18 protein-coding genes and 1 pseudogene are annotated in these 18,824 nt (G+C 69.3%); 5 read left to right on the top strand and 14 right to left on the bottom strand.

Going from position 1 to position 18,824, the window contains the following annotated elements:
• Positions 1-17 precede the first annotated feature (17 nt).
• From ACZ3H8_RS22075 to ACZ3H8_RS22055, 5 genes are all read right to left on the bottom strand, one after another.
• Complete coding sequence (locus ACZ3H8_RS22075) at positions 18-974, bottom strand: helix-turn-helix transcriptional regulator (RefSeq protein ID WP_398989550.1); 957 nt, start codon at positions 972-974, stop codon at positions 18-20.
• A 115-nt stretch (positions 975-1,089) separates the two neighbouring features.
• The gene (locus ACZ3H8_RS22070) at positions 1,090-1,464 is read right to left on the bottom strand and encodes an FKBP-type peptidyl-prolyl cis-trans isomerase (protein ID WP_307664499.1); all 375 of its coding nucleotides are present in this window, start codon (positions 1,462-1,464) and stop codon (positions 1,090-1,092) included.
• A gap of 86 nt (positions 1,465-1,550) precedes the next feature.
• Positions 1,551-2,492, bottom strand: coding sequence for an FKBP-type peptidyl-prolyl cis-trans isomerase (locus ACZ3H8_RS22065; protein ID WP_467404319.1), 942 nt, complete (start codon positions 2,490-2,492; stop codon positions 1,551-1,553).
• 110 nt (positions 2,493-2,602) lie between these two features.
• A complete protein-coding gene (gene pafA / locus ACZ3H8_RS22060) occupies positions 2,603-3,964 on the bottom strand; it encodes a Pup--protein ligase (protein WP_215091400.1) in 1,362 nt (453 codons plus the stop codon).
• 9 nt (positions 3,965-3,973) lie between these two features.
• Positions 3,974-5,242, bottom strand: a complete 1,269-nt coding sequence (locus ACZ3H8_RS22055; protein WP_467404316.1) for an MFS transporter — start codon at positions 5,240-5,242, stop codon at positions 3,974-3,976.
• A gap of 134 nt (positions 5,243-5,376) precedes the next feature.
• Here ACZ3H8_RS22055 and ACZ3H8_RS22050 point away from each other — a divergent pair, with 134 nt between their 5' ends.
• Complete coding sequence (locus tag ACZ3H8_RS22050; RefSeq protein ID WP_467404314.1) at positions 5,377-6,462, top strand: LacI family DNA-binding transcriptional regulator; 1,086 nt, start codon at positions 5,377-5,379, stop codon at positions 6,460-6,462.
• A 67-nt stretch (positions 6,463-6,529) separates the two neighbouring features.
• On the top strand, positions 6,530-7,585 hold the full coding sequence (locus ACZ3H8_RS22045) for a hypothetical protein (protein ID WP_467404312.1): 1,056 nt from the start codon (positions 6,530-6,532) through the stop codon (positions 7,583-7,585).
• A 75-nt stretch (positions 7,586-7,660) separates the two neighbouring features.
• On the opposite strand, the gene prcA is transcribed toward ACZ3H8_RS22045, so the two are convergent.
• From prcA to arc, 6 genes and pseudogenes are all read right to left on the bottom strand, one after another.
• Positions 7,661-8,434, bottom strand: a complete 774-nt coding sequence (gene prcA, locus ACZ3H8_RS22040; protein ID WP_398989541.1) for a proteasome subunit alpha — start codon at positions 8,432-8,434, stop codon at positions 7,661-7,663.
• A gap of 64 nt (positions 8,435-8,498) precedes the next feature.
• Positions 8,499-9,314 (bottom strand): proteasome subunit beta, encoded by an 816-nt coding sequence (gene prcB, locus ACZ3H8_RS22035; RefSeq protein ID WP_467404782.1) that lies wholly within the window; start codon positions 9,312-9,314, stop codon positions 8,499-8,501.
• A pseudogene (locus ACZ3H8_RS22030) lies at positions 9,296-9,376 on the bottom strand (endonuclease VII domain-containing protein); the annotation flags it as partial. The pseudogene ACZ3H8_RS22030 and the gene prcB, both read right to left, overlap by 19 nt.
• A gap of 114 nt (positions 9,377-9,490) precedes the next feature.
• A complete protein-coding gene (locus ACZ3H8_RS22025) occupies positions 9,491-9,709 on the bottom strand; it encodes a ubiquitin-like protein Pup (protein WP_356228986.1) in 219 nt (72 codons plus the stop codon).
• A gap of 137 nt (positions 9,710-9,846) precedes the next feature.
• On the bottom strand, positions 9,847-11,358 hold the full coding sequence (gene dop / locus ACZ3H8_RS22020; RefSeq protein WP_398989534.1) for a depupylase/deamidase Dop: 1,512 nt from the start codon (positions 11,356-11,358) through the stop codon (positions 9,847-9,849).
• Between the two features lie 262 nt (positions 11,359-11,620).
• On the bottom strand, positions 11,621-13,387 hold the full coding sequence (gene arc / locus ACZ3H8_RS22015; RefSeq protein WP_307664492.1) for a proteasome ATPase: 1,767 nt from the start codon (positions 13,385-13,387) through the stop codon (positions 11,621-11,623).
• Positions 13,388-13,640: 253 nt separating this feature from the next.
• On the opposite strand from arc, the gene ACZ3H8_RS22010 reads away from it, so the two are divergent.
• Positions 13,641-13,952, top strand: a complete 312-nt coding sequence (locus ACZ3H8_RS22010; RefSeq protein WP_467404308.1) for a ferredoxin — start codon at positions 13,641-13,643, stop codon at positions 13,950-13,952.
• A gap of 4 nt (positions 13,953-13,956) precedes the next feature.
• Here the strand turns inward: ACZ3H8_RS22010 and ACZ3H8_RS22005 are convergent, their stop codons facing one another.
• The 3 genes from ACZ3H8_RS22005 to ACZ3H8_RS21995 all read right to left on the bottom strand — a co-directional run bounded on the left by ACZ3H8_RS22005 (position 13,957) and on the right by ACZ3H8_RS21995 (position 17,013).
• Positions 13,957-14,526: a hypothetical protein gene (locus ACZ3H8_RS22005; RefSeq protein WP_467404306.1), complete on the bottom strand. Its 570-nt coding sequence runs from the start codon at positions 14,524-14,526 to the stop codon at positions 13,957-13,959.
• Between the two features lie 183 nt (positions 14,527-14,709).
• On the bottom strand, positions 14,710-15,597 hold the full coding sequence (locus ACZ3H8_RS22000; RefSeq protein WP_142216178.1) for a tRNA (adenine-N1)-methyltransferase: 888 nt from the start codon (positions 15,595-15,597) through the stop codon (positions 14,710-14,712).
• Positions 15,598-15,762: 165 nt separating this feature from the next.
• Positions 15,763-17,013, bottom strand: a complete 1,251-nt coding sequence (locus ACZ3H8_RS21995; RefSeq protein WP_467404302.1) for a site-2 protease family protein — start codon at positions 17,011-17,013, stop codon at positions 15,763-15,765.
• 108 nt (positions 17,014-17,121) lie between these two features.
• Between ACZ3H8_RS21995 and ACZ3H8_RS21990 the strand changes: the two genes are divergently transcribed.
• Entirely contained in the window at positions 17,122-17,982 is an 861-nt protein-coding gene (locus tag ACZ3H8_RS21990; RefSeq protein WP_467404301.1) for a RecB family exonuclease, read from the top strand.
• A gap of 14 nt (positions 17,983-17,996) precedes the next feature.
• Positions 17,997-18,668, top strand: a complete 672-nt coding sequence (locus ACZ3H8_RS21985; RefSeq protein ID WP_307664487.1) for a response regulator — start codon at positions 17,997-17,999, stop codon at positions 18,666-18,668.
• Positions 18,669-18,824 lie beyond the last annotated feature (156 nt).

Here is an 18,824-nt window from a genome sequence, read left to right as displayed (position 1 = left end):
GTTGTACGAGTCCCCCCTCAGCCCTTGGCCACGGCGCGCAGCCGGTCCACCACATCGGCCCGCAGATCTGCGGGCTCCAGTACGACGACGTCCGGGCCGAACTCCACGAGCCAGGCGTCGAGCCCGTGTCCGTACGGAATCTCCAACTCGTCCCAGCCCTCCCCCAGTTCCCGTATCGACTGCGCCCTGGACCGCAGCGGATAGCCGCAGCCGGTGCGCAGCCGGATCCGCGCGGAGCGGGTCGCGGTCTCCCCGGCCCAGCTCTCGACGGTCTCCCGGACGGTGACGACGTCGGGCACGGGCGCGGTGAAGGAGCCGGCGCGCGAGCGGACCCGGCCGGTGATGCGGGAGAGCCGGAAGACCCGCTCGGCGCCGCGGTCCCGGTCCCAGCCCGCCAGATACCAGTGGCCGCGCCAGCACTCGAGCGTCCATGGCTCGACATGGCGCGGCTCGGGGCGCGCGGCATTCGCCTTGCGGTAGTCGAAGACGACCGGGCGGCGGTCGCGGCAGGCGAGCATCAAAGGCTCGAAGGCGGCCTCATGGACGGGGATGCGGGGTTCGAGTGCGCTGTGGTGCGCCTCGTACGAATCCTCGGCCTCGGGCATGCCGGCCGCGCGCAGCTTCTGCAGGGCGCCGCTGGCGGCTCCGGCGAGCCGCGCCTGCTGCCAGACCTTGGCGGCGAGGCCGAGCGCGGCGGCCTCCTCGGCGTCGAGCGTGATGGCGGGCAGCCGGTTCGAGTCGCGGCGGGCGAGATAGCCGGTGTCGCCGTCGAGATTCTCCACCGTCTCGATGACCAGGCCGAGTTCGCGCAGATCATCCTTGTCGCGCTCGAACATCCGGTTGAAGGAGTCGTCGGAACCTGCCTCGAGGTAGGCCTCGATGGAACCGCGCAGTTCGCGCTTGCTGAGCGGGCGGCGGGTCCCCAGCAGGCACAGCGCCAGATTCATCAGCCGCTCGGCCTTGGCAATGGCCATCGACGCCCTTCCTCAAAGTGTTTCCAATCGTTGACCGTACCGCTCGGGAGCGCCGGGGCAAAAGCCGAGGGCCCATGCCACAAGGCATGGGCCCTCGTTCACTGTCCGTACGTGGTCAGACGGCGACCAGGTCGCAGACGAAGATCAGCGTCTCGCCGGGGGCGATAGTGCCGCCACCGGCGCCGCGGTCGCCGTACGCGAGGTGCGCGGGGATGATCAGCTGGCGACGGCCGCCGACCTTCATGCCCTGCACGCCCTGGTCCCAGCCGGAGATGACCTGGCCGACGCCGAGCTGGAACTGCAGGGGAGTGCCGCGGTTCCAGGACGCGTCGAACTCCTCGCCGGTGGAGAAGGCCACGCCAACGTAGTGGACGGAGACGGTGTCGCCCGCCTTGGCCACCGGGCCGTCCCCCTCCCAGATGTCCTTGATCTCCAGGTCGGCCGGCGGCTCGCCACCCGGGAAGTCGATCTCGGGCTTCTCGATGCTCACTGAACTGCTCCTCTAAATGATGAACGGGGCAACCAGGACAGTCTTACACCTTCGTGCCGACCCCATTGGTGCTTACACCTTGGTGCTCAGACCTTGGTCAGCAGGTCCACGGCGAAGACCAGCGTCGAGTTCTTCGGGATGCCCTGCTGCTCCTTGTCCCCGAATGCCTGGTCCGGCGGGATGACGAGCAGGATGCGACTGCCGACCTTCTTGCCGACGATGCCGTCCTTGAGGCCCTTGAGCGTCACCTGCGCCAGCGGGAACGTCTGGGTCTTTCCCGCCTGATAGGTGCTGTCGAACTTCTTGGCGCCGTCCCAGAGATACGCCTCGTACTTCACGACGACGGTGTCCTTCGCCGTCAGCACGGGGCCCGTGCCCTCCAGGACGTAATTGGAGACGAGCTTCTTCGGCGCGTCGGCGGACTTGGGGAAGGTGACCGAGGGGGCCTTGCCGTCGGTGTTGGTGCCCACCTTCGGCAGGTCGATGTTGTCCTGGGCGACCTCGGTGCCCTTGGCGGACAGCGGCACGGGGGTGGACTTCAGGATGTCGATGACGAAGACGAGGGTCGCGTTCGGCTTGATGTCGCCCTGGCCCTGCGCGCCGTAGCCGAGCTCCGGCGGGATCGACATCTCGATACGGCTGCCGACCTTCTGGCCCACGAGGCCCTTGTCCCAGCCCTGGATGACGCCGCCGGCGCCCAGCGTGAGGTCGAACGGCTGCTTGCGGTCGAAGCTGTTGTCGAAGGGCTTGTCCGAGTCCCAGCTCTGGCCGAGGTAGTTGACCTGGACCGGGTCGCCCTTCTTCAGCGTCGCGCCCTTGCCCTCGCTGATCGTCTCGACCTTCAGCTCCTTGGGCGGATCACCTTCGCCCTTCGCCAGTGTCGGCTTCTCGCCGAACTTGGCTCCGGCGGTGATCGCGGGCAGTCCGTTCTTGGACGAGATGGAGTCGGAGCCCTTGTCGTCGCTGCCGCACGCCGCTGTGGACAGCAGCAGCAGGGGGACGACGAGAAGGCCGGCAAGTCGGCGCACGTGTTCCTCAGATCTCAGACGGCACAGTAGTTGCCCGACACTCTAGGGCGTGCCAAGGGCCCCGCACGAGGAACGTACGGGGCCCGAGTGGCGTTCCACCGGCTGGTGGTCTACATGCCGGCGATGAGCTTCTCCACCCGGTCGTCGACCGACCGGAAGGGGTCCTTGCACAGCACGGTGCGCTGCGCCTGGTCATTGAGCTTGAGGTGCACCCAGTCGACGGTGAAGTCCCGCCGTTGCTCCTGCGCCCGGCGGATGAAGTCGCCGCGCAGCCGGGCCCGGGTGGTCTGCGGGGGCACGGACTTGCCCTCGAAGATCTTCAGGTCGTTGCAGATCCGGGCGGCCTGGCCCTTGCGCTCCAGCAGGTAGTACAGCCCGCGCCTGCGGTGGATGTCGTGGTAGGCGAGGTCTATCTGGGCGACTCGCGGATGCGACATGGTCATGTTGTGCTTGGCGCGGTAGCGCTCGATGAGCTTGTACTTCATGACCCAGTCGATCTCGGTGCCGATCCGGTCGAGGTCCTCGGCCTCGATCGCGTCGAGCGTGCGGCCCCAGAGCTCCAGGACCTGCTCGACCGTGCCGGTGCGGATACCGCGCCGCTCGACGAAGTCCACGGCCTTCTCGTAGTACTCGCGCTGGACTTCGAGGGCGGAGGCCTCGCGGCCGCTGGCCAGGCGCACCTTGCGCTGGCCGGTGATGTCGTGGCTGACCTCGCGGATCGCCCGGATGGGGTTCTCCAGGGTCAGATCGCGCATCACGGTGCCCGCCTCGATCATGCGCAGTACGAGATCGGTCGCGCCGACCTTCAGCAGCATCGTCGTCTCGGACATGTTCGAGTCGCCGACGATGACATGGAGGCGGCGGTAGCGCTCTGCGTCGGCGTGCGGCTCGTCGCGGGTGTTGATGATCGGGCGCGAGCGGGTGGTGGCGGAGCTGACGCCCTCCCAGATGTGCTCGGCGCGCTGACTGACGCAGTAGACCGCGCCCCGCGGGGTCTGCAGCACCTTGCCCGCGCCGCACAGCAGCTGACGGGTGACCAGGAACGGAATGAGGATGTCCGCCAGCCGGGAGAACTCTCCGTGGCGGGCGACGAGATAGTTCTCGTGGCAGCCATAGGAGTTTCCCGCCGAGTCGGTGTTGTTCTTGAAGAGATAGACGTCGCCCGCGATTCCCTCCTCGTGCAGGCGGCGTTCGGCGTCGACGAGCAGGCCTTCGAGAATGCGCTCGCCGGCCTTGTCGTGGGTGACCAGTTCGGTCACGTTGTCGCATTCGGGAGTTGCGTATTCCGGATGCGAACCCACGTCGAGGTAGAGGCGGGCGCCGTTCCGCAGGAAGACATTGCTGCTGCGGCCCCATGAGACAACACGGCGGAAGAGGTAGCGCGCCACTTCGTCAGGTGACAGTCGGCGCTGTCCCCTGAACGTGCACGTGACGCCGTACTCGTTCTCCAGCCCGAAAATGCGGCGGTCCATGTCTGAACATTACGCCTCACGGCCTGAGCTGAAACCGGGTTCGGCAGCACCGTTTCGATCATTTTCCGATGAGCCTGCGATGTCCTTGGTACGGCCGGGAACTGCGAGGACCCGCTGAGTGCCCGTCAGAACCAACAGTGCGGCGATCCCTCCGGCTCCCGCGACGGCGAAGCTCCAGGCGGTGCCGCCGAGCTCGACCGCCGGACCTGCGACAGCGGTTCCGACCGCGGCGCCGACGCCGAAGGTGGTGACGAGCCAGGAGAACGCCTCGGTGACGGTGCCGCTCGGGGCGTGCCGGTCGACGACGATGAAGGCGCAGGCGATCGCGGGCGCGAGGAAGAGGCCGGAGACGGCGGCGAGCGCGGTCATGGCGACCACACCGGGAGTGAGAGCGAGCGGCAGATAGCCGAGCGCGAGCAGGCCGACGATGACGCGGAGGCGGCGTTCCGGGGCGCCTGCCCACTGGCGGGCGCCGTAGGCCACGCCACCGATGAGCGCACCGAGGCCGAGCGCCGCCATCAGCCAGCCGTACACCGACTCACGGCCCTGGTCGTCGGCGTACGCGACTCCGGCGACGGTGATCGAGCCGAGCGCCAGGCCGACGAAGAAGAAGGACCCGAGGAGGGCGAGCAGGCCGGGCGAGCGCAGTGCGCCCAGCCAGTGGGCCTCGCGGGGTGCGGAGCGCCAGCCGCGGGAGGGCTTGGAAAGTACGACGGAGAGCGCGCCGAGGACGCCGATGACGTTGATGACGAGGAGGGCGGCGCCGGCCGACCAGAGCGAGACGAGCAGGGTGACCAGCAGCGGGCCGACGGTGAACATGATCTCCTGCGCGACGGCGTCCATGGCGTAGGCCCTGTGCAGCCGGTCCTCGCCGCCCAGGACGCTGGGCCACAAGGCGCGCAGTCCGCCCTCGAGGGGCGGCGTGAAGACGCCCGCGACGGCGGCGGCCGCGTACGCGACGGGCAGCGCGCCGATGCCGGCGGCGGCGAGGAGCACCATGCCGAGCGCGGAGACGACGGCGGCGGGGAACTGGACGCGCGGCTGCCCGTGCAGGTCGACGGCGCGGCCGAGGAGGGGCTGGCCTATCGCGGTCGCTATGCCGTACACGGCGGCGAGCCCGCCGGCGAGGCTGTAGCTGCCGCCCTCGGCGCGGGTGAACAGGACTATGGCCACGGGGGCGGTGGCGTTGGGCAGCCGCCCCACGAGCGTCCCGGTGAGAAGCCGTGCGGCGTGCGGCGCCTTGAGGATGTCTGCGTAGCCGGTGGCTCCCGCGGCCATGTTCCGCCCCTCTCCCCCGGCGCGACCCGAGGTTTTACGTATAACGTCTTCGGTCATACGTACCATGTCGACAGTCCGCGGGTCCACCGCGGAGGCGTACCTGAACAAGTGGCTTGCGGCTGAGGACGGCACCGATGGCACACGGGTCCCCACAGGACCACCCCGCGGCGGCGGGCCAGGGGGCGGCGCCCCCGCCGGTCGGGCCCCGCGCCGGCACCCCCCGGCCCACCAGCCGGGATGTCGCCCGCGTCGCCGGTGTATCGCAGGCCACCGTGTCCCTCGTCCTCGGCGAGAAATGGCGCGGCCGGGTCTCCGAGCGCACCGCCGGGCTCGTACGGGATGCCGCGCGGCAACTCGGGTACCGGCCCAACCTCGCCGCGCGCAATCTGCGGCTCGGGCGGACCAGGACCGCGCTGCTCGTGGTGCCGGCCCTCACCAACGAGTTCTTCGCCCGCGTCTACACGGGCGCGGCCACCGTCGCTTCCGAGCACGGATTCGGCGTGGTGCTCTACCCCTCCCCCGAGGGCGTCGGCCCCGCAAAGGACCCCTTCGCCTCGGCCCGCGCCGCGCTCGACGGCGTGATCGCGTCCTCCATGGCCGCGCAGGCCCTGGCCGCCATCCGCGGTACGGATCTCCCGCTGGTGATGCTCGACAGCGACCCCGCCGACCCGGGCGCCGCGGCCCACGTCAATCTCGACATCGCCGACGGCATGCGGCAGATGTCGGCCCATCTGCTGGCGCTCGGCCATCGCCGCTTCGTCCATCTCGCATCCGCCGTGTCCTCCTGGACCTTCGACGTACGGGCCCGGGCACTCGCCACGGCGCTGCGCGACATCCCCGACGCGGTCGTACGGACCGTGCCCGCACCCCTCGACGTGGCTGGCGCGCGCGAGGCCGCGGAGCGGGCACTCACCGGTCCGGGGCCGCGGCCCACCGCGATCGTGTGCGACGACGACATCCTGGCCGCCGGGGCCTGCAAGGCGGTACGGCGACTGGGCCTGCGGGTTCCCGACGACGTGTCCGTCACCGGCTTCGACGACCTCGCGCTCGCCACCGCGGTGGAGCCGGAGCTCACCACGGTCAGCCTGCCCGCGGAACGGGTTGGCGAGCGCGGTATGTCCGCCCTGCTCGCGGTCCTCGAAGGCCGTCCGCCCGAGGAGGGCGACCTCCCGGTCGAACTGGTCGTACGCGGCTCGTCAGCCCCCGCACGGACCGTCTGAACTCATCCGGATGGTCCGTACCCAGCGGCCTTGAGCCCACGACACCCGCCGTGGAACGATCACGATCATGACGAGTACGGCCGAGACCCCGATCGACGCGACGCTGATCGGGACGGTCCCCGCAACAGGCTCCGTAACACCTCACTCCAGGGACCGGCTGATCGTCAGAACCGATGAGCGGCTGGAGATCCACGACGCGGAGACCTTCCTCTCCGGCACCCTCACCCCCGCGCAGACCCTGCGACTGTCTCCGTGCGCCGCGGCCACCCCGCTGCCCGGCGGAGCCCTCGTCGTCGCCGAGGGCTCCAGGATCCGCGTCGTCGGCCCCGACGGTGCCACCCGCTGGGAGCTGCGGCACGCAGGCTGGCACGGCGGGCACCGGGACCCGCGCCCGCCCGGCCCGCCCGCCGTGAGCCCGGACGGCAGTCTCATCAGCGTCCTGGTGCCGACGCTCGCCACCGGCGAGCGCGCCGCGATACTGGTCCAGGACACCTCGCCACGGCATCGCTACGCGCGGGACACCCTGCTCCTCCTCGACGCCGCGTCCGGCGACGTCCGGGCCCGCCGCCCGATCGGGGCGGTCGCCTCGGACGTGACGCAGCGGTGGCATCCGGACGGCTCGCTGCTCGCGCTCTCCTGCTGGACGGCCTGGTACAGCTGGTCGACCTGGTGGATCGAGCCGCGCCACGACGGGCTGCACATCCGCGGCGGCACGATGATGCGCGAGGTGATCGACTTCCTGCCCGCCGCGTCCCGGGTGCTTACCATCCGGCGCGCCGAGGGGATCGCGCACAACGACGACCGCGACGAGCTCGCGTCCCACGATGTGGGCGCCGACGACCCGGCCGTGCTGTTCGACCTCGGCGAGCTGGCGGTCGACCGCGACAACGACGAGTTCGCCGACGCGCACCTGATCGACGGCGCGCATGTCCTGGTCACCGGCCGGATCTATCTGCCCGGGCGGCCGGTGTCGGTACGTCACTGGCTGTGCGACGCGGTGACGCTCCGCCCACTGGGCCGGGTGCGGTATCCGGTGGCGGTCGGCGGCGATGTGACCCCCCTGGGCGACGGCACCTGGCTCACCCGGGACCGCTCCCGCCTCCATCGCTGGGCGCTCCCCTGACCTGGCCATACGGCTGCGCCCCGGTCCGCACGGGCGGTCCGGGGCGCAGCCGGGTCAGCGGCCGGGGCCGGGGGGCTACTCCTCGCCGCCCTCGGTCTCCTCGGTCTCCTCGGTGTCCGACGGCGCGTCCGTCGGCGTCGACGCGGCACCATCGGCCTCCAGCAGCCGGGACAGCTGTCGTCCGACGATGCGCTTGAACTTCCGGGCCTGCGGTCGCGTACGGTCCAGCACCGCGACCTCCAGCCGGTCCGCGGGGATCTCCCGCTCGCTGCCGTTGGTCTGGTTGGACAGGGCCTGTACGGCCAGCTTCAGGGCCTCGGCCAACGACATCCCGTCGCGGTGCCGCTGGTCGAGGAAGGTGCTGATCTGCTCGGCGCTGCCGCCGACCGCGACCGAGCCGTGCTCGTCCACGATCGATCCGTCGTGCGGCAGCCGGTAGATCTGGTCGCCCTCGGGAGTGGCGCCGACCTCGGCGACGACCAGCTCCACCTCGTACGGCTTCTCGGCCGCGCTGGAGAAGATCGTGCCCAGCGTCTGGGCGTAGACATTGGCGAGACCGCGGGCCGTCACATCGTCACGGTCGTAGGTGTAACCGCGCAGGTCGGCGTAGCGCACGCCGCCGATCCGCAGGTTCTCGTACTCGTTGTACTTGCCGGCGGCGGCGAAGCCGATCCGGTCGTAGATCTCACTGAATTTGTGCAGCGCACGGGACGGGTTCTCACCGACGAAGACAATGCCGTCGGAGTACTGCAGCACGACGAGGCTGCGACCACGGGCGATGCCCTTGCGGGCGTATTCCGCCCGATCGGCCATGGCCTGCTGGGGTGACACATAGAACGGCGTCGACACCGGCTATCCGTCCCTTTCTGTCAGTAGCGAGGGGGCACCTCCCAGCGGTAGCTGGGGGAGCATCTCAGAGCAGCGCGGCGCGCGGGCCGTCGGGCTGTTCGAGGCGGCGCTCCAGGATCGAGCGGGCGATCTCGGAGGACTCGGCCTCGGTGAGCCTGCGGAAGCCCTCGTCGGTGATGACGGTGACGATCGGATAGATCCGCCGGGCCACATCGGGCCCGCCGGTCGCCGAGTCGTCGTCGGCCGCGTCGTACAGCGCCTGGATGACCAGGGTGGTGGCCTGCTGCTCCGTCAGGTCCTCGCGGTAGAGCTTCTTCATCGCTCCGCGGGCGAAGATCGAACCGGATCCGGTGGCCGCGAATCCATGCTCCTCGGAGCGGCCGCCTGTGACGTCGTACGAGAAGATCCGGCCCTTCTCGCGGTCGACGTCGTACCCCGCGAAGAGCGGCACCACGGCCAGGCCCTGCATGGCCATGCCGAGGTTGCCGCGGATCATCGTGGAGAGCCGGTTCGCCTTGCCCTCCAGGGAGAGTTGGGCGCCTTCGACCTTCTCGAAGTGCTCCAGCTCCAGCTGGAAGAGCTTGACCATCTCCACGGCGAGGCCAGCGGTGCCGGCGATGCCCACGGCCGAGTACTCGTCGGCCGGGAAGACCTTCTCGATGTCGCGCTGCGCGATCATGTTGCCCATGGTCGCCCGCCGGTCACCGGCGAGCACCACACCGCCGGGGAACGTCGTCGCGACGATGGTCGTGCCGTGCGGTGCCTCGATGGCGCCCTGTACGGGCGGCAGGATGCGCTTGCCGGGCAGCATCTCCGGGGAGTGCTGGCCCAGGAAGTCCATGAACGAGGACGAGCCGGGCGTCAGGAAGGCTGCCGGCAGACGCCCGGTGCTACGAGGGTTGGCTTCCACGCGTTTCCTTCCGGATAGGCGGCGGCCCGCCGTGTTCGGGCGCGGGCCGATCTTTCGAACTGTGCACGGACCTTACCCGCGCCGTCGCCGGTCATCCGTCCCGGTGCCACCGGCTTTCGCCGACGACCCGGGACGGACAACGGGCTTTACTGCCCGCCCTTTTGGACGAAGGAACGCACGAAGTCCTCGGCGTTCTCCTCGAGGACGTCGTCGATCTCGTCCAGTACGGAGTCGACGTCGTCCGACAGCTTGTCCTGGCGCTCCTTGAGGTCCTCCGAAGCCTGCGCCTCCTGCGTCTGCTCCTCGGTCTCCTCAGTGGAACGCGTGGCTTTCTGCTGCCCGCCGCCGGTGTCCTTGGTCGCCATATCCCTCACCCCGCTCGGTTTGCCCTGACGTGAGTTCGTTCGGTCAAGATCAGACCCTACAAGCAGGGTCCGACATCGGCCCCGCACTTGCCTCAACGTCCGGGGACCACCTCGATGATTCCCGGACGAGAACCATTTCAGCCCCCGGACAGCACCCGGACCAGGTCTTCCGCGGTGCGGCACCGGTCCAGCAGCTCCTTGACGTGGTTGCGCGTACCGCGCAGCGGCTCCAGGGTCGGCACCCGCTGCAGCGAGTCACGGCCGGGCAGATCGAAGATGACCGAGTCCCAGGAGGCCGCGGCCACATCGTCGGCGTACTGCTCCAGGCAGCGGCCGCGGAAGTACGCCCGGGTGTCCTCAGGGGGCTTCGTCCCGGCCCGTACGACGTCGGGCTCGTCCAGCAGCCGTTTCATCTTGCCGCGGGCCGCCAGCCGGTTGTACAGGCCCTTCTCGGGGCGTACGTCGGCGTACTGGAGGTCCACCAGGTGCAGCCGCGCCGCGTCCCAGCCCAGGCTGTCGCGCCGCCGGTAGCCCTCCATGAGCTCCTTCTTGGCGATCCAGTCCAGCTCGCCGGACAGGCTCATCGGGTCGTTCTCGAGCCGGTTGAGGGTGTCTTCCCAACGGACCAGGACGTCCTTGGTCTGGTCGTCGGCGTCGGCGCCGAAGCGCTCCTCGACGTACTTGCGGGCGAGCTCGAAATATTCCATCTGGAGCTGGACTGCGGTGAGTGTCCGGCCGCTGCGCAGCGTGACCAGGCGCTTGAGGGTCGGGTCGTGGGAGACCTGGTGCAGGGTGCGTACCGGCTGGTCGACCGCCAGGTCAACCGCGATGAAGCCGTCCTCGATCATCGACAGGACCAGGGCCGTCGTGCCCAGCTTGAGGTAGGTCGAGATCTCGGACAGGTTCGCGTCGCCGATGATCACATGCAGCCGGCGGTACTTCTCGGCGTCGGAGTGGGGCTCGTCGCGGGTGTTGATGATGGGCCGCTTCAGCGTGGTCTCGAGCCCGACCTCGACCTCGAAATAGTCGGCCCGCTGGCTGAGCTGAAAGCCGTGTTCATGGCCGTCCTGGCCGATTCCGACCCGTCCGGCACCGGTGACGACCTGCCGGGACACGAAGAACGGCGTCAGGTGGCGCACGATGTCCGAGAAGGCGGTCTCCCGCTTCATCAGGTAGTTCTCGTGCGTGCCGTAGGACGCGCCCTTGTTGTCGGTGTTGTTCTTGTACAGGTGGATCGGCTGGGCGCCGGGGAGCTGGGCCGCGCGCTCGGCGGCCTCCGCCATGATCCGCTCGCCCGCCTTGTCCCACAGGACGGCGTCGAGCGGGTTCGTGACCTCGGGTGAGCTGTACTCGGGGTGCGCATGGTCGACGTACAGTCGTGCACCGTTGGTGAGGATCACATTGGCCAGGCCGATGTCCTCGTCGGTGAGCTGGCTGGAGTCGGCGGCCTCGCGGGCGAGGTCGAAGCCGCGGGCGTCCCGCAGCGGATTCTCCTCCTCGAAGTCCCAGCGGGCGCGCCGCGCCCTGTGCATCGCCGCCGCGTAGGCGTTGACGATCTGGGACGAGGTGAGCATGGCATTGGCGTTCGGGTGGCCAGGAACGGAGATGCCGTACTCCGTCTCGATGCCCATTACTCGCCGTACGGTCATGCGGCCCTCCTTGCCCGGCGGCGCTCCCCTCCGGGAACGGCGCTCAAGTACCGCTGTCTCTCCGGTGCCTGTGCGGTGCCCGTCCCCGCACTGCGCGACTCGGTGGTACCGAAGAGCCTAGAACGCCTCTGCACTGGTGGGGAGATCAATTTCGTCATTGCTCCGGCTATGGCTGGACCTGTCGGAAAAGCATTCGGCTGCGGATGCCCCGTCCCCCTGCCTTCGGCGAGGGGATCTCCAGCATCCGCAGCCGGTCTGCGTTCTACAGGTACTGACCGGTGTTCGCCACCGTGTCGATGGAACGTCCGGTGTCCGCGCCCTGCTTTCCGGTGACAAGGGTGCGGATGAACACGATCCGCTCGCCCTTCTTTCCGGAGATCCGGGCCCAGTCGTCCGGGTTGGTCGTGTTCGGCAGGTCCTCGTTCTCCTTGAACTCGTCCACGCATGCCTGGAGGAGGTGGGAGACCCGAAGGCCCTTCTGGTTGTGGTCGAGGAAGGCCTTGATGGCCATCTTCTTGGCCCGGTCGACGATGTTCTGGATCATCGCGCCGGAGTTGAAGTCCTTGAAGTACAGGACTTCCTTGTCGCCATTGGCGTACGTGACCTCGAGGAAGCGGTTCTCCTCGGATTCCGCGTACATCTGCTCGACGACGGACTGGATCATCCCGTGCGCCGCGGCTTCCTTGGAGCCATTGTGCTCGGACAGGTCGTCCGAGTGCAGCGGCAGCGAGGCCGTCAGGTACTTGGCGAAGATATCCTTTGCGGCCTCCGCGTCCGGACGCTCGATCTTGATCTTCACATCGAGCCGGCCGGGGCGCAGAATCGCGGGGTCGATCATGTCCTCGCGGTTGGAGGCGCCGATGACGATGACGTTCTCCAGACCCTCCACACCGTCGATCTCGGCGAGCAGCTGCGGGACGATGGTGTTCTCCACGTCCGAGCTGACGCCGGAACCACGGGTGCGGAAGAGGGATTCCATCTCGTCGAAGAAGACGATGACGGGGGTGCCCTCGCTCGCCTTCTCCCGGGCACGCTGGAAGACCAGGCGGATGTGCCGCTCGGTCTCACCGACGTACTTGTTGAGGAGCTCGGGGCCCTTGATGTTGAGGAAGTAGCTCTTCCCCGCGGGCTGGCCGGTCACCTCGGCGACCTTCTTGGCAAGGGAGTTGGCGACGGCCTTCGCGATCAGCGTCTTGCCGCATCCGGGCGGGCCGTAGAGCAGGATGCCCTTCGGCGGCCGCAGTTCGTGCTCCTTGAAGAGGTCCGGGTGGAGGTACGGAAGCTCGACCGCGTCGCGGATCATCTCGATCTGGCCGCCCAGACCGCCGATCTTGTCGTAGTCGACGTCCGGGACCTCTTCGAGGACGAGCTCTTCGACCTCGCTCTTCGGGATCACTTCATAGACGTAGCCGGAGCGGGGCTCGAGCAGCAGGGCGTCGCCGGGACGGATGGTGGTGTCCAGCAGCGTGTCCGCAAGCCGCACCACCCGTTCCTCGTCGGTGTGCCCGAGCACCAGGGCGCGCTCGCCGTCCTCGAGGATCTCCTTGAGGGTGACGATGTCCCCGGCGCGCTCGAACTCCATGGCCTCGACCACATTGAGCGCCTCGTTGAGCATGACTTCCTGGCCCCGCCTGAGCTCGTCGAGCTCGACGCTGGGGCTGACATTCACCCGGAGCTTGCGGCCCCCGGTGAAGATGTCACAGGTGCCGTCCTCATTGGCCTGCAGGAAGACACCGAAGCCGGCCGGCGGCTGTGCGAGCCGGTCGACCTCCTCCTTGAGGGCCACGATCTGGTCGCGGGCCTCACGGAGCGTGTTGGCGAGCCGCTCGTTCTGTGCGGAGACGCCGGCCAGGTTGGTCTGCAACTCGACGATCCGCTCTTCGAGAATCCTCGTATGACGCGGAGAGTCGGCGAGCTTGCGGCGCAGGACGGCGATTTCCTGCTCGAGATAGGCAACCTGACCGGCGGGGTCTTCAGACCCTCGCCCCGGCCGGATGCCGCGGTTGATGTCGTCGTCGTGGGCTGCCACGGTCCTCACCTCCTCCATGGGGAGCTGGACGCTTCCTGACCCTACCTGGGCGGGTGGTGATTGAAACCCCTAGATCACAAAGACGGTAGGGGTGTGTCCGATCTTCACCCTTGCGCTCTCCCTCACGCCAGGGGAATACCCACCCATCAACATCGGAAAGCGGGCGGTTGTATCGTCGAAGCGTTCAACACCCGTCAGGGCTGGCACGACTTGCTTCACATTGCTACACCCGACGAAGGAAACGGCAGGAGATATGACCGTGCAGCACGAGGCTCCCACCGCAGGCGTCGGGGAGGCCCTGGAAGTCTGGATCGACCAGGACCTCTGCACCGGGGACGGGATCTGTGCGCAGTACGCCCCCGAGGTATTCGAGCTGGACATCGACGGGCTCGCGTATGTGAAGAGCGGCGAGGACGAACTGCTCCAGAACCCGGGCGCCACAACGCCCGTACCGCTGCCGCTCCTGAAGGACGTCGTGGACTCCGCGAAGGAGTGCCCCGGCGACTGCATCCATGTGCGTCGCGTTTCGGACAGGGTAGAAGTCTACGGCCCCGACGCAGAGTGACAAATCACATACTGCGCGCTTGCGCCGGGGCGCTGCGGACGAACTTCCCGCCCTGCCACCGCCAATTGACCTTCTCCTGCTCGTCGGGGCAGCAGCTCGGCACGTCCGGCGAGGAGTAGCCGAGCAACGTCGCCGTAACCGCTCGATCACGTACGGCGAAGTCTTTGACGGACTGCTTCTGCGAGGGCTCGAGCAGCGTCGCGACGACGCGTGGACCCGTACCCCTGCCCTGGGTCAGGACGTACACGCCGCTCGGCGGAGTGCCGGAGCCGGCGTCGCAGCGGGCCACGGCCACGGTCTCGGGGCTGCCGTCGCCGTCGAGATCGCCCGAAGCCTTGCCGGTCACGACGGTCTTCGCCCCGCCGCACTCCAGCGGGAGCTGCACGCCTGCCGGATCGGGGGCCGCGGCGGCAGCGCTGCCCGTGCCGGGTGCGCCCGCCTGGGACGCGGTGGCAGCCCTGGGCTGCAGCAGTCCGGCAGCCGCGACGACCGCGGCCATCGCCGTCGCCGTGGCCAGCCAGTGCACCGGGCGGGCGTGGGTGTGCGCGAGGTCCGGGACGGCGGAGGTCTGCACGCGGGATGTCTCCTGTGACGGCGGTCCGGTGGGGGTGGCCTGCATCGTGCCATACGTCACAGTGGGTGCGGAACAGCGGGGTCCGAATGCGCTCGTCAAGAAACGGTCAACGTAAGGACGCCGCCGCCGAGTTCCCTGCGATGTCGCGGGAACTCGGCGGCGGCGTGCGTGCGTTGTGCGGGTTCAGCCCTTGTTGGGGCCTTCGTAGTCCTCGCCGTAAGCGCCCTTGGCGGGACGGCGGCGGCGCATCGGGGGCTCCACACCGTCGGCGAGACGGCGGGCGGTGACGAGGAATCCGGTGTGGCCGATCATCCGGTGGTCGGGGCGGACGGCCAGGCCTTCGACGTGCCAGTTGCGGATCATCGACTCCCAGGGCTGCGGTTCGGCGAAGCAGCCGATCTCGCGGATGGATTCCACGGTCCGCGCCAGCTGGGTGGTGGTCGCGACGTAGCAGCAGAGGATGCCGCCGGGCACGAGCGCCTTGGAGACGGCCTCCAGGCACTCCCAGGGGGCGAGCATGTCCAGGATCACGCGGTCGACGTCGGCGTCGGTCAGGTTGTCCTGGAGGTCGCCGACGGTGAGCTGCCAGGCGGGGTGCGGGCCGCCGAAGTAGCGCTCCACGTTCTGCTGGGCGATCTCGGCGAAGTCCTCGCGGCGCTCGTAGGAGTGCAGCATCCCGTGGTCGCCGATGGCGCGCAGCAGGAAGGCGCTGAGCGAGCCGGAGCCCACCCCCGCCTCGACGACGCGCGCGCCGGCGAAGATGTCGGCGAAGGCCAGGATCTGCCCCGCGTCCTTGGGGTAGACCACGGCGGCGCCGCGGGGCATGGACAGGACGTAGTCGGGGAGCAGGGGGCGCAGCGCGAGGTAGGCGACGTTTCCCGTGGTACGGACAACACTGCCCTCGGGAGCACCGATCAGCTCGTCGTGCGGGAAGGAACCCTTGTGGGTGTGGAAATTCTTCCCGGCCTCGAGCGTGAACGTGTAGTGGCGTCCCTTGGGGTCGGTGAGCTGGACCTGGTCCCCGACCTTGAAGGGCCCGCGTCGGCGGGCGGCACCGGTCGGTTCGGACATGTGACCAGCCTACCGGCCCCTGTCGGCCCCGGGGACCACGAGGACCTGGGCACCCCGCCCCGGCCGCCGGGCGAGCGCCCCCTGAACCGACCGAGCGCTCGCGTCGGCGGCGAGTGAGCCGCCCCGTGGGGGTCCCCCGCCGAAGGCAGGGGGAGAACCGAGCCTCTAAGAAGCAGCAGGCCGCGCCATCGCTGCTACGAAGGCGCGCTCCACGTCCGCCGTGGACAGTACGCCGTAGATCTCGCCCGTCTTCTCGACCACCAGGTACTCCGTCGCCGGGGACGCCCTCAGCTTGTCGAGGAGGGCCTCGCCCGCGAGTTCGGCCGAGACCTTCATCCCCTCCGTCAACTCCTGGGCGAGGCCGCTGACCGCGACCCACGGCCGGCGGTGTTCCGGGACGCCGACGATCGCCGTCTCGCGGACCAGGGCCTTCGGCTCGCCGTGGCCGTCGACGACGACCAGTGCGCGGGCGCCCGCCTCGTTGGCGCGGCGCAGGGCCTCGGAGAGCGGGGTGTCGGACTCGACGGGGACGGCGCGCCTGGTGAGCGTACGGGCCTCCAGCTCGGGGAGGTGTTCGCGCAGCCGGGCCATGCGCAGGCTGTTGCCCGCACCGGTCCAGATGATCGCGGCCAGAATCGCGGCGAGCAGCGCGTCGGTGACCGTCTCCATGCCGCCGATGTCCTCGGTGGCGTTGCCGAGGGCGCCGGTGTGGGTGAGCAGCGGCAGACCGATGAGTACGGCGACGGCCAGCGCCCGGCCGACCCAGGCCGCGGCGACGGTGCCCGCCATCGGCTTGCCGGTGATCTTCCAGACGACGGCACGAAGCATCCGGCCGCCGTCGAGCGGCAGCCCGGGCAGCAGATTGAACGCGGCGACGATGAGGTTGGAGATCATCAGGCCGGCCAGCAGCACACCCGGGACCGTGCCGGGCTCCACGGCCTGCATGCCGAGGTAGAAGACGCCTGCCAGCACGAGCGAGAGCAGCGGGCCGACGAAGGCGAGGATGAACTCGCGGCCCGGGGTCTCGGACTCCTTCTCGATCTCGGAGACGCCGCCGAAGAACTGCAGCTGGATGCGGCGCACCGGCAGTTTGAAGCGCAGCGCGGCGATGGTGTGGGCCAGTTCGTGGACGAGTACGGAGGCGTAGAAGGCGACCGCGAAGAAGAGGGAGACGAGATAGCGCGCACCGCCGAGTTCGGGGAGCACGCGGTCGAGCTGACCGCCGAAGACCCAGGTGATGAGGGCCGCGACGATGAACCAGCTGGGGGCGACGTAGACCGGCACGCCGAAGGGACGGCCCATCAGAATGCCGCCGCCAGGGCCGTCGGAGCGCCGCGGCTTGCCGCCCTCGGGGTCCGCTCCCCCCGTACCGGACTGCGGCCGCTTGCGCTCACCGCTCGTGTCGTCCTCTTTCACGGGTCCCCTTCATTGCGAATACGTCGCTCGCTCGATCATGCAGTGCGCGAGGGTCTGAGGTCGATGGTATTCCGCTCGCTGTCAGTGGCGGGCCGTAGGGTCTGAGTCATGAGTACGAGTCAGCAGCCCACATCGCTGTCGCCGTCGCGGGCGAGCGACTTCATGCAGTGTCCCCTGCTGTACCGCTTCCGGGTGATCGACAAGCTGCCCGAAAAGCCCAGCGAGGCGGCTACCCGCGGCACGCTGGTGCATGCGGTGCTGGAGCGGCTCTTCGACGCCCCGGCGGCGGAGCGCACGGCTCCGCGCGCCAAGGCGCTGATCCCCGGCCAGTGGGACCGGCTGCTCGAGACCAAGCCGGAGCTGGGCGAGTTGTTCGCCGAGGACGCCGAGGGCGAGCGGCTGACGCGCTGGCTGGGCGAGGCGGAGCAGCTGGTGGAGCGGTGGTTCTCGCTGGAGGATCCGACCCGCCTGGAGCCCGCAGAGCGGGAGATGTTCGTCGAGACGGAGCTGGAGTCGGGGCTGCGGCTGCGCGGGGTCATCGACCGGGTCGATGTGGCGCCCACCGGCGAGGTGCGGATCGTCGACTACAAGACGGGCAAGGCCCCGCGCCCGGAGTACAGCGAGGGCGCGCTGTTCCAGATGAAGTTCTATGCGCTGGTGATCTGGCGGCTGAAAAGCATTGTGCCGCGCCGGCTTCAGCTGGTGTATCTGGGCAGCGGCGATGTGCTGACGTACGACCCGGTCCCGGAGGACCTGGAGCGTATGGAGCGCAAGCTGCTGGCGCTGTGGGAAGCGATCAGACAGGCCACCGAGTCGGGTGACTGGCGACCGCGGCCGACGAAGCTGTGCGGCTGGTGCGACCACCAGGCGGTGTGTCCGGAATTCGGCGGCACTCCCCCGATGTATCCGCTGAGCATTTCCCCGACCGCTTCGGCCGAGGATGGCCAGGGCAGAATGGGCCCGGTCTAAACGAAGGAGTACCCGTGGCTATCCGCGTCCTACTGGTCGACGACCAACCGCTGCTGCGCACCGGCTTCCGGATGATCCTGGAGGCGGAGCAGGACCTCGCGGTCGTCGGCGAGGCCGGGGACGGCCTCCAGGCCCTCGACCAGGTGCGGGCGCTGCAGCCTGATGTGGTGCTGATGGACATCCGGATGCCCCGGATGGACGGCGTCGAGGCGACCCGGCAGATCACCGGCCCCGGACGCGACGGACCGGCGAAGGTGCTCGTGCTGACCACCTTCGACCTTGATGAGTACGTGGTGGAGGCGCTGCGGGCCGGCGCGAGCGGCTTCCTGCTGAAGGACGCGCCCGCCAATGAGCTGGTCCAGGCGATCCGGGTGGTGGCGGCGGGCGAGGCGATGCTGGCGCCGAGCATCACGCGCCGACTGCTCGACAAGTACGCGGACCATCTGCCGTCCGGCGAGGAGCCGGTCCCGGACACGCTGCACACGCTGACCGACCGCGAGGTGGAGGTGCTCAAGCTGGTCGCGCGGGGGCTGTCCAATGCCGAGATCGCCGCGGATCTGTTCGTCAGCGAGACCACCGTCAAGACGCATGTGGGCCATGTGCTGACGAAGCTGGGCCTGCGCGACCGGGTGCAGGCCGCGGTGTACGCGTACGAAAGTGGTCTGGTGCGCCCCGGCGCGCAGTGATCGCACCGGCATGACGAAACGCAGTCGGGGGGGGGGGCCGGGCCCCCCCCCCCCGCCCCCCGCGTGCTACGGGTAACGCGGGGGGGGGTCGGTGGGGCGTGCGACGGCCCAAAACGGGACGGGGGGGGGGGGGTTGTGGCACCCCGCGGCGCCCCG

It is taken from the genome of Streptomyces sp. NPDC002868, from assembly GCF_055563295.1.
Note: the sequence above shows the minus strand (reverse complement) of the source record. Positions and strands in the feature narration are given on the sequence as shown.